Raw genomic sequence first — 10,940 nt, 5'->3', positions numbered from 1 at the left:
ATGTGCGGGATCGCCGGAATTGTCGCGCTGAGCGCCACTGCCCCACCTCCTTCGCGGGAAGCGCTGTTGCGTATGGTGGGCGCGCTCGCACACCGCGGACCCGACGAGCGGGGGCTGTATCGCGACCGACGCGCGGGTTTGGCGCATGCCCGCCTGTCCGTGGTCGACCTGCTGCACGGCCAGCAGCCACTCGCCGACGTGAGCGGCCTGACATGGATCGTCTTCAACGGTGAAATCTTCAACTACGTCGAATTGCGCGACAAGTTGATCGCGCTTGGTCACCGCTTCCGCACGCATAGCGACACGGAAGTCGTGCTCCATGCTTACCAGGCCTGGGGCCAGGCCGCCTTTGGGCGGATGAATGGTCAATGGGCAGTCGCGATATGGGACTCTGCTGCCGGCCGCCTGATCCTGTCGCGTGACCGCTACGGCATCTGCCCGCTGTATTATTGCGAGCACGGCGGCCGCGTCTTCTTTGCAAGCGAAGTCAAAGCCATTTTCGCTGCGGAAATGGCCGTTCCTCGCGCCTTTGATCCGGCAGGAATCGATCAGACATTCACATTCTGGACGGTGATCCCACCGCAGAGCGTCTTCGAAGGCGTCAAGGAATTGCAGCCTGGACATATCCGGCTCTATGAGGGTGGCGTGGCCCGGGAGACGGCTTTCTGGGAGCCGCATTATCCGCGAATTTCCGGTTCCGAGCCTGAATGGTTCACCGGCTCGTGCGATGATGCCGTCGAGGCGATCCGCGGTGCGCTCGAAGCCGCGACGGCGCTGCGGATGGTGCAGGCCGACGTGCCGGTGGGCTGCTATTTGTCCGGTGGGCTCGACAGCTCACTTGTCGCGGCGCTTGGGAGACGTTTCGCGGGGGAGCGCTTCCAGACATTCTCCTTGCGTTTTGCCGACGAGGAATACGACGAGACCTATTTCCAGCGCCTGGTTGCCGCCGCGACCGCGAGCGAGCACCACGAGGTGGTGATTTCCCGCCGCGACATTGCAGCGGTTTTTCCCGAGGTCGTCTACCATACCGAGCGGCCAATCCTGAGGACGGCCCCGGCACCGCTCTTCCTTCTGTCCAAGTTGGTCCGCGAGCGCGGCATCAAGGTTGTGCTGACAGGGGAAGGCGCCGACGAGATGTTCGCCGGCTACGACCTTTTCCGCGAAGGCAAGGTTCGCCGCTTCTGGGGGCGTCAACCTGCTTCGAGCCGGCGTGCGCGACTGCTCGAGCGTCTCTACCCCTATCTGTCGCGCTCACCGGTGCACCAACAGGCCATGGCGCGACAGTTCTTCGGGCGCGATCTTCATGCCTGCGACAGGCCCGGCTTTGCACATGACACGCGCTGGCGCACCACAAGCGCCATCAAGCGCCTATTCTGCCCCGACATGCGCGGCGCCTCGCAGCACCGCAATGCGGTCTCCGAACTGCTCGCCCCTCTCCCCGCCGAATTTTCGCGATGGAGCTTCCTTGCCCAGGACCAGTATCTCGAAATCCGAACGCTGATGTCGGGCTACCTGCTCTCCTCGCAGGGCGACAGGATGCTGATGGCACACTCGGTCGAGGGGCGCTTCCCCTATCTCGACGACGATGTCGTGGCGCTCGCGAATTCGCTTCCGGATGCTTACAAGCTGCGCGTCCTCGACGAAAAGCACGTGCTCAAGCGAGTGGCGCAGCCGATCGTGCCACCGCAAGTCGTTGCCCGCACGAAGCAGCCCTACAGGGCGCCAAACGCGCTTAGTTTCGTTGGTCATGATGCACCAGATTACATTCGCGAAGCACTGTCGGACACGGCATTGCGCGCGGCAAATGTCTTCGATCCGAAATCGGTGGCTTTCCTGCTTGGAAAGTGCCGGTCCAAGGCCGGCGACGGCGATCTCTCCAACTCCGACAACATGGCACTGGTCGGCGTGTTGTCGACCCAGCTTCTGCATCAGCAGTTCATCGCGAGCCGCCCACGCGGAGCGGACAAAGCCGAGCTCAGGATCGACGTTGATCACGAACAGCGGGAAAGGGTCCTGGCATGATCCACGGCGCCGTACCACTCCTGCAGGACTACCTCATCCATTCCGCCGGCCGGCTTGGCGGCAAGGTCGCGTTGGTGGCCGGCAAGCAACGCGTCACCTACGCGGAGATCGATGAGCGCTCCGACAGGATCGCGCATTTCCTGGCCGCGGCCGGCGTCGAGCGCGGCGACCGCGTCATGATCTTCGCCGACAATACGGTCGAAACCGTCGTCAGCTTCTGGGCGGTGCTCAAGGCGAACGCCGTGGTCTGCATCGTCAACCCGCTTACGAAAAGCGAGAAGCTTCATTACCTGCTCAACGATTGCCTGCCAGCGGCGCTGATCACGGACAGCCATCTGCACTCGATATTCTCCCAGCCGTCGCGCGACTGTCACTCGCTGCGGGCGGTGATTGTCTCTGGGCCGGTCGACGAGGCCGAGTTCAACCGATTGCCGCACGCCGTGCGTTGGGACACGATCATCGAAGGACCTTCTGTTGCGCCGCCGCGCAAATCGATCGACATCGATCTCGCCGCCATCGTCTACACCTCCGGATCCACCGGCGAACCCAAGGGGGTCATGTTGACGCACGGCAACATGACTGCCGCGTGCGCATCGATCGCCTCCTATCTGGAGCTGCGTGAGGATGAGGTGATCCTCAACGTTCTGCCCCTCGCCTTCGACTACGGGCTCTATCAGATGATCATGGCCTTTCGCACCGGCGCACGGCTCGTCCTCGAGCGCTCCTTCGCCTTTCCGGCGCAGATCCTTCAGGTCATCAAGGACGAGCAGATCACAGGTTTTCCGGGCGTGCCCACGATCTTCGCGGCCCTTGCGGAACTCAGATCGCTGAAGAGCAACGATTTCGCGAGCATCCGCTATGTCACCAATACCGCGGCCGCCCTGCCGCTCAAGCAGATTGCCATGCTCAGGGAGCTGTTTTCGGGCGCACGCATCTATTCTATGTACGGCCTCACCGAATGCAAACGCTGCAGCTATCTGCCGCCCGACGATCTCGGGCGAAAGCCCCTCAGCGTAGGCATTGCCATTCCCAACACAGAAGTGTGGATCGTCGACGAGGGTGGCAGGCGGGTCGGTCCGGGCGTCGTTGGCCAACTTGTAGTCCGCGGCGCAACGGTGATGAAAGGCTATTGGGGCAAGCCCGAGGCAACTGCAAGGAAGCTGAAGCCGGGGCCGCTGCCGGGCGAGCAGGTCCTCTACACGGGCGACTACTGCCGGATGGACGCTGAAGGCTATTTGTACTTCGTCGGCCGTGGTGACGAGATCATAAAATCACGAGGCGAAAAGGTCGCTCCCAAAGAGGTGGAAAGCGTGCTGATGGACGTCCCTGGGGTGAAGGAAGCCGCGGTCATCGGTGTTCCCGACGACCTCCTCGGGCAAGCGGTCAAAGCATTCGTCGTCATCGAGCAGGGAAGAATTGTCGGCGAAAGGCAGCTCCTGATGGAGTGCCGGAAACGGCTGGAGAGTTTCATGGTGCCAAAGACCATCGTCATCGTGCCCAGCCTGCCGATGACCGATACCGGAAAACTCAAGAAAGCGGCCCTGTCGTAGATTGTTTCAGAAGCGCGATCGCAAGTCGCCTTTGCAACGGAGGATGGATTAGATGGATTCCATGATATCGGCCGCGGAAAGCGACGACATTCATATCAACCAGATCCGCAGCTTCCTGGCCTCGAATTTCTACATCGCGGACGTCAAGGCGCTATCCCTCACCGCATCATTGCTCGATCAGGGGATCGTCGACTCGACCGGAGTGCTCGAGGTGATCGGGTTCATCGAAGAGACTTTCGGCATCACAGTGGAAGACAGTGAACTCCTGCCGGAAAACCTCGATTCGATTCAAGGAATCGCGCGGTTCATCGTTCGCAAGAAGAAATGATCTGGCGCAAGAAGCAATGATCTGGACGGTCGGCCCGATACCGGCCGAACGCGGTCATGCCTGCCGCCTGGCCCCTGCCAGGACCACCCGCACTTCACCGGCATGGTTGGCGAAGGTGCGTATCTGCTCGTAGCCCTTGCTGCGCTCCAGAAGACTTATGACCTGGCGGTCCTGACCAAGCCCCACCTCGAACAGCAGGACGCCGCCTGGTCGGAGGTAGCGCAGCGCGTCCTTGACGACCCGCATATGAATGCTGAGCCCATAAGGACCGGCCGCGAATGCCTCTCGCGGCTCAAGCACGACCAGATGGCGGCGATCACCCTCGAGCCGCTTCTCCGAAATGTAGGGCGGATTGCAGACGATGGCATCAAGCGTGCCGTTGAGCTCCAGTCCGGACACGCCTTCGAACAAATCACCCTGATGCACTGAAATCCGGTCAGTCAAGCCATGATGAACGACATTTCGCCGCGCCGCGTCGATACAGCCGTCGGTAAGATCGCAGGCCCAAACTCGGGCGGATTGGATATGGCTAGCGATCGCGCAGGCCAGGTTGCCGGCGCCACAGCACATGTCGACGACACGCGGCGCCGGCAGGTCCATTGCGCGCAGGACATCTACGGCAACGGAGCCGAGCAGCTCTGTTTCCGGCCGCGGCACCAGTGCACCGGGCGCAACCAGGATCTTCATTCCCATGAAGATGATGCTGCCTTTGTTGTAAGCGCCGGCGACGCTGATCTCTTCGCTCACGACCGTTCTCGCAACGACATCGAAGATATTGCCGCTACCGGCGACGCCGGCAGCGATTGTCTATTGCACCGCCGCGTTTTCGAGCGCGCTGCTGAACCTGACCTCGATCGTATCACCCGGCGCCACCGCGGTATCCTGGTCGGCCGGCTGCTTGCGCCATTGCGCATCGACGGAGCGGATGATCGTCACCTGGGCCCGCACGGTTTCGCCGCCGATCGGCTGCGGCAAGGCGGATGCTCCCTGCGGCTGCAATTTCTGGCTGACCGCGTGCAGCCTTGCGGTGATGTCGGCAAGGCGCGCCTGTGTATCCCGCAACTCGTTCAACAAACCGGCACGCCTCTGGTTGTCATTGCGCTCGATCTGCCTTGCAAGATCATCCTGTTGGCGCCGAGCCCTCATGAGTTCGACCGAAGTTTCAAGCGCACGGCTCGAGGACAGAAGCACCGCGCGCCGGACATCGGCGAGCCGGTTGTTGGTCAGGTTGCCAGCCTTGAAGAGCTTGGTCACCTGCGCCAAATCCTCTTCATCGGCCTTGACTCCATCGGCTTCGTCCTGCTCGCGCTGGAGCAACGCCTGGACCTGGGTCGCTGCATCCTTGGCGCCCTTCTCCAGAAAGCTCTGCTCCTGCCCGAAATTGTCCAGCGAGAGCTTCAGCCCTTCTGCCTCGGCCTGCGCGATTTCGGTTGCGAGGGAAGAAGACAGCGGAAAGCCCTGGGGGGCCTTCATGTCGAAATCGGGCTGCTTTTGAAGTTCGGCACGTATGCGCGCACTGTGGAAATAGTCCTTGATGTATTCTCCCCAGATCGTCTCATAATCGCGCTGCAGGTCCGTTGGGTCCGGCCCAGCCTGGTTCGCCCGTGCACGCAAGAGGCTGAAGCCGCCGGCGACGGCTATCGCCTGCCGAACCGTCATGAGCGGACGAAAGGCTTGCTGCCCAGGAGCGAGCACTTCGCCAGTCACGTAGATTGGACGGTATTCAGCGATGATCGCCGTCACGTCGCCGGGCCTGACGACCGCCACCTGCTCACGGCCGTCCGGCATGCGTATGTGGTAGATCTTGGTCGGCAGGATCGCCTGCAAGCGCGTCTGAAGTTCGGACGGGGTCAGGCCGGCGACAGGCACCGTGCCTGCCTCGGCGAGAACGATGGTGCCGTCCATCTGCACCACCGCACGCTGCGTCCGCTCGGGAAGCGAGGTGATTGCGATCTCGATGGTGTCTCCGGGCGAAATTCGATAGATCGTCGCATCGGCTGCCGCAGCCATCGGCAGGGCGCAAAGCATCGCAAGTGTCGCAAGGAAGAATCGGCTAAGGTTGACCATTCGCGACAATCTCCTTCTTGTCCTGGTTTTCGGGCCAGTCGACGCGGGTGACGAAGTCGTAAACCGGTCCACCGGCCACGCCCCAATTGCTGGACCAGATCACCTGTGTGCCGTCCGGCGAAGGTGACGCATGCGTCTCGCTCCAGTAGTCGAAGGGCGCGTTGCGGGTCTGCACGATGCGCCGAACTTCGCCGCTGCCGTCGATGCGCAACGCGATGACTTCCCGTGCATATGGTGCCCAGCCTGGATTGGCCGATATCTCTTCCGGGTTGCCGCCATAGGTCAGGAAGACCCAGCCGGGCCGCTTCAGAGCACGCGACGATGCATGCTCTGCTTCGCCGTATCCGGTCAGGGAGGTCACCTTCCCATCGGACAATCTTCGCTTGATCACGTGATACTTGTCGGGGCCGGATTTGCTGATGCCAACATAGACCTCGCTGCCGTCGTCATCGAGCGTAAGGTCTCCGTGGCCGGGGCGGTGATGGTCCGTCCACCTCTGTCGCAAGGTGCCATCGACACTGAAAATGGCCCTCTGCTCGGTGCCGTCGGCCAGGTTTTGAAAGCAAAGGATGTTCGTCCCGAGCGGGGAGATGGTGCAGGAGCTGGTGGTCCCAGGAACCTGAGCGAGATCGATGTCCGGGAATTTGAATCGATCCGCGAGATCGAAGGCGAACACCACGGCTTTTCCATCCGCGCGGACAGCGCGGACGGCTATACGTTTGCCGTCACGGCTTGGATTGCCCTTCGACGGCCCGAACTGCAGATCGTGGTATTGAGCCGTGACGAAGACAACGTCTTCGTGGTTTGTCCTTGGCGCCCATGTCGAGATCTTCCGATCCTCAACGCAGATCATCACGTCAGCGTTTCGAGGATTCCATTCGCATTCACCGCCTTTGTCGCGGTGGAATAGCGGAGCATATGTCTTGCCGTCGAGGAAGCACAGCCCGTTGCAGCCATTGGCCAGCACGAGCAGGCTCTGGTCCGCATTCCAGGCTTGAGCGCTCGAATAGCGATGACTGCAATATTTCGTCCCACACACGACACCTCCCCCAAGTGCGCCGGGTTTGGTGATGCGCATGAAATTCGTGCCGAATGCCGGATCTGTCGCGGGATGCAGATAATCTGGGAGATCCATCGGCATTGGCGCGACGAACGTCGTGGACATGCTGTTTCCCTGGCTGTCGGCCGCCCGCAGCAGGACGGCAAAGGCGATCAGGAGCAGTGCCAATGGAAATGGGTAAAACCTCATGTCATGTAGCTCATTTCGCGACGTACCCGACCTTCGCCGAGGCGCGCCCGCCACCAATCGATGGTTCTGGCCAAGCCGTGGCGCAAACTCGTTTGCGCAGTCCATCCGGTTTCACGTTCGAGCCGTGATGAATCGGCCAGCAGAGCGCGAACTTCGGAGTTTTGCGGCCGCAATCGACTCTCGTCGCGGTGAACGGGCTTCTTGCAGTTGCTCAGTTCGCGCACGAGATCGAGCACGTCCGATATGGTCACGGCACGCTGGCTTCCAGCATTGTAGGCATGGCCGAATTCGAGTGTGGCTGAACCCGCGCTCAGGAAGGCAGCCGCTGTGTCCTCGACGAAGGTCAGGTCGCGGACCGGGCTGGTATCTCCCACCATGATCGAAACACATTTTGGATCGAGCGCCTGCCGGATGATTGTCGGTATTATGGCTCGTTCGCTTTGCCGCGGCCCGAATGTATTGAACGGCCGGAGGATCACGACGGGCAGGTCGAACGATCTGGCATAGGACTGCGCCATCATGTCGGCGCCGATCTTGGACGCCGAATATGGCGATTGTCCCTGAAGAGGATGGGACTCGCTGATCGGCATGCTGAGCGCCGTGCCGTAAACCTCACTGGTCGAGGTGTGAATGATCCGTTCCGTCTCCCATTGGCGGGCCGCTTCAAGGACATTCAGCGTCCCCATGATATTGGTTTCCACATAGGACTGGGCGGCCGCGTATGAGTACGGGATCGCGATAAGCGCAGCGAGATGAAACACGACGGCTTGGCCGCGCACGATCCGGTTCAGGAATGCACCGTCGCGTACATCGCCTCGAACGAGTTTCAGATGACCTCGGATGTCGTCTGGCAGATCATCCAGCCATCCATGACTGTCGAACGAATTATAGAGGGCCAATGCGGTCACCTCGGCACCGTTGCGGACGAGTGCCTCGGTCAGGTGCGATCCAATGAACCCATCCGCGCCAGTGACCAGAACTCTCTTGCCATTGTAGCTCATAACCAGGTGTTCCTTCTTTCACCTGAAGCGCTCCGGTTGCCGAGCGCGCACACAGAAACAGCCTTCAACGCCTGAGTAGCCCGACAGGCACCCAGCCGATTACCGCCAGAAAACCGAGGATCATCCACACAACATCCGAAGCGATGGTTCGTCGGGGATAATAGGAAAGATCGAACTTAGCTTTGATCGGAAACAGCGCCTCCCTGTAGAAGGACGACAGGTCTCCTGAGACCGGGTAGAGAGAGGCTTCGTGACGGAAAAGAACTTGCGTCGGGCCGACCAAGCCGGGTTTATATCTTAGGACCGCCTCGAAGCCGCCATGGAAGCAGTCAGCAAAGGCGAGGCTTTCCGGCCGTGGCCCGACGATGGCCATGTCGCCTCTGAGCACATTCCAGAGTTGCGGCAACTCATCCAGTTTGGTGCTGGCCAAAATGCGCCCGATCTTCGTCAGCCGACGGTCGCCTATGCTGGTCAACGCAGGGCCCTGAGGATCACACAGAACCTCGAATTTGCGGAACTTATAGATATGAAACATGCGCCCCCCTGCACCGATGCGAGGCTGCCGGAAGAGCACGGGGCGTCCGCCCTCGAGAAATAGCGCAAATGCAATCAGCAACATCAGCGGCGCGAAAACGATCGCGGCCAAGGATGCGGCCACGACATCCATCGCGCGTCTGCCAAAACCATGGCTCACGCCTGACACGACGGGCGGGTGTATGGATAGATCAAACGCGTTCATGCGGCGGTTCCCGCGTGGATGCCGCTGTTGAGCGCGGTCGCCAGGACGTCCACCACGGCTTCAACCGCGGGCGCGGTAATCTGAGGATGCAGCGGAATGGTCAACTCTCGTTCCGCGAAATCCTCGGTGCGCGGCAGGTGAGTACCCGGGTAAAGCTCACGGTAGAGGGTCATCTGATGAACGGGCGGGTAATGGACCGTGGTTTGTATGTCCTGCGCCCGCAGTTCATCGACGACATGCTGCCTATTGACGTAGCGCGGCAAGAGGATCGGCATGATGTGGTAAGCCGAGGCTCGCGGTTCTTCGAAGGGTATTGTGATTGCCGGGCAACGCAACGCGATAAGGCGCCGGTACAACACGACAAGAATGCGCCGTATCTCGTTCCACTCCTGCAGGTTCTGGAGTTGAACCAAGCCGATCGCGGCCCGCATTTCGTCCATTCGGTAGTTGAAGCCGAGCATAGTCACATCGTAATGCGCGGTGCGGCTGTTCAGTCGCTGGCGTGTTCCGGTGGTCATGCCGTGCGCGCGAGCCTGGCGAATCCTGTCCAGCAGTTGGGGGTCCCGGGCAATTACGGCCCCGCCCTCCGCCGTCGTCATGTTCTTGTTGCCGTAGAAGCTGAAGGCGGCGCCCGCACCAAAGGTGCCAACCGCTTTTAGGCCGGGAGCATGTGCCGCATCCTCGATGATCGAGAGCCCGCGTGCGCTGGCGAATGCTTGCCAGGCGTCCTTGTCGGCAAGATAGCCGGCGAAATGAACCAGGATCACGGCCCTGGTGCGAGGGCTGCAGCGTGCTTCTGCTTCTTTGAGCGACATCAGAGGGACGTCTGCCGATTCTATGTCGACAAAGACAGGAGTGGCGCCGACATAGAGCACTGCGTTCGCGGTAGCCACGAAGGTCAGCGAAGGAACCAGCACCTCGTCGCCCGGACCAATCCCCAATCCGTGAAGGATAAGATGAAGGGCTGCGGTGCAGGAACTAACCGCTACGCAGTCCTCTGCCTCGTGCATCAAGGCAAACGCCTCTTCGAAAGCCCGGACCCGTTCACCCATCGTCAGCCAACCGCTGTCGATCACTTTCGCCAAAGCCGCTTTTTCTGGCACTCCCAGGACCGGGGAACTTACCAAGAGCATCGTCACCTCCTCGATGATCCTCGCGCCTGGCCGTTACGCTGCCGCGGCGGCCACTTCGATGGACGCCGACTGCTCTTCCCAGGAAACTGTCTGCGCGTTCTGGAAGTCCTCGACGCGTCCGATGTCGAGCCAAAGACCTTCGTGCTTGTAGACATGCACGACGCGTCCGGCCTGGAGCATCTGCAGCATGAGGTCGTCGAACCCAAACGGTATCCCGGATGGGATGAAGTCGAGGACGTCCGGGTTCATGCAGTAGATGCCCATGCTTACCAGATGCGACAGCGCAGGCTTCTCGCGGAAGACCTGGACGGTGTTGTCAACCTCGTCGATCACACCGAAATCCATCTTGGTAAGCCGCAGCGAAGTCGCTATCGTGACGGAGTCCTTGTGCAGGCGGTGCGCTGCGGTAAACCGGCTGATGCTCAGGTCGGTCAGCACATCGCCGTTCAGGACAATGAACGGCTCATTCAATTCGTCTCTGATCAAGGAAAGCGGGCCGATCGTTCCGAGCGGTTCCATTTCCTGCGTGTAGCGGATCCTCAGATTCCACTGCGAGCCGTCACCGCACACGCTCCGGATCAGGTGCCCGAGATAGCCGGTGGTGACGTAGACGTCTTCGATTCCGCTACGCCGCAGCCATTTCAGCAGCAACTCGAGGACTGGCCGCGCGCCAATTGGCATCAGCGGCTTGGGCAAAACCGATGTAAATGGCCGAAGGCGCGTTCCCATGCCACCGCATTGAATTACCGCTTTCATTCGATCCTCCCTACGCACATGGCCAGAGTTGGCCTCGACGGCTGAAACCGCATCCGGAGCCAAGACGGCGAACCGCCTCGCGCAGCAGGGTTTCA

The 10,940-nt window shown here is 60.9% G+C and carries 10 protein-coding genes; 3 read left to right on the top strand and 7 right to left on the bottom strand.

The annotated features are described in order from the left end of the window. From asnB to FJ954_RS06500, 3 genes are all read left to right on the top strand, one after another. Positions 1–2,022 (top strand): asparagine synthase (glutamine-hydrolyzing), encoded by a 2,022-nt coding sequence (asnB, locus tag FJ954_RS06510; protein ID WP_140660811.1) that lies wholly within the window; start codon positions 1–3, stop codon positions 2,020–2,022. Further along, positions 2,019–3,572 carry an AMP-binding protein gene (locus FJ954_RS06505; RefSeq protein ID WP_181177763.1) on the top strand — a complete coding sequence of 518 codons (1,554 nt, stop codon included), beginning with the start codon at positions 2,019–2,021 and terminating at the stop codon, positions 3,570–3,572. The genes asnB and FJ954_RS06505 overlap by 4 nt, the downstream gene beginning before the upstream one ends. 61 nt (positions 3,573–3,633) lie before the next feature. Beyond that, positions 3,634–3,900 carry an acyl carrier protein gene (locus FJ954_RS06500; protein WP_023771446.1) on the top strand — a complete coding sequence of 89 codons (267 nt, stop codon included), beginning with the start codon at positions 3,634–3,636 and terminating at the stop codon, positions 3,898–3,900. Between the two features lie 54 nt (positions 3,901–3,954). Here FJ954_RS06500 and FJ954_RS06495 read toward each other — a convergent pair whose 3' ends face one another. From FJ954_RS06495 to FJ954_RS06465, 7 genes are all read right to left on the bottom strand, one after another. After that, positions 3,955–4,647 (bottom strand): class I SAM-dependent methyltransferase, encoded by a 693-nt coding sequence (locus tag FJ954_RS06495; protein WP_140660810.1) that lies wholly within the window; start codon positions 4,645–4,647, stop codon positions 3,955–3,957. A 60-nt stretch (positions 4,648–4,707) separates the two neighbouring features. Continuing rightward, positions 4,708–5,967, bottom strand: coding sequence for a polysaccharide biosynthesis/export family protein (locus FJ954_RS06490; RefSeq protein WP_140660809.1), 1,260 nt, complete (start codon positions 5,965–5,967; stop codon positions 4,708–4,710). Further along, positions 5,954–7,216: a hypothetical protein gene (locus FJ954_RS06485; RefSeq protein ID WP_140660808.1), complete on the bottom strand. Its 1,263-nt coding sequence runs from the start codon at positions 7,214–7,216 to the stop codon at positions 5,954–5,956. The genes FJ954_RS06490 and FJ954_RS06485 overlap by 14 nt, the downstream gene beginning before the upstream one ends. After that, on the bottom strand, positions 7,213–8,217 hold the full coding sequence (locus tag FJ954_RS06480) for an SDR family NAD(P)-dependent oxidoreductase (RefSeq protein ID WP_140614634.1): 1,005 nt from the start codon (positions 8,215–8,217) through the stop codon (positions 7,213–7,215). The genes FJ954_RS06485 and FJ954_RS06480 overlap by 4 nt, the downstream gene beginning before the upstream one ends. Before the next feature lie 64 nt (positions 8,218–8,281). Further along, complete coding sequence (locus tag FJ954_RS06475) at positions 8,282–8,956, bottom strand: sugar transferase (protein ID WP_140614635.1); 675 nt, start codon at positions 8,954–8,956, stop codon at positions 8,282–8,284. Continuing rightward, a complete protein-coding gene (locus FJ954_RS06470; RefSeq protein WP_015316393.1) occupies positions 8,953–10,089 on the bottom strand; it encodes a DegT/DnrJ/EryC1/StrS aminotransferase family protein in 1,137 nt (378 codons plus the stop codon). The genes FJ954_RS06475 and FJ954_RS06470 overlap by 4 nt, the downstream gene beginning before the upstream one ends. A 33-nt stretch (positions 10,090–10,122) precedes the next feature. After that, entirely contained in the window at positions 10,123–10,845 is a 723-nt protein-coding gene (locus tag FJ954_RS06465) for an NDP-sugar synthase (RefSeq protein WP_015316392.1), read from the bottom strand. Positions 10,846–10,940: the final 95 nt, after the last annotated feature.

It is taken from the genome of Mesorhizobium sp. B2-3-15 (assembly GCF_006442875.1).
GTDB lineage: Bacteria > Pseudomonadota > Alphaproteobacteria > Rhizobiales > Rhizobiaceae > Mesorhizobium > Mesorhizobium australicum.
The sequence above is the reverse complement of the archived record's forward strand: the minus strand, read 5'-3'. Positions and strand labels throughout refer to the sequence as shown.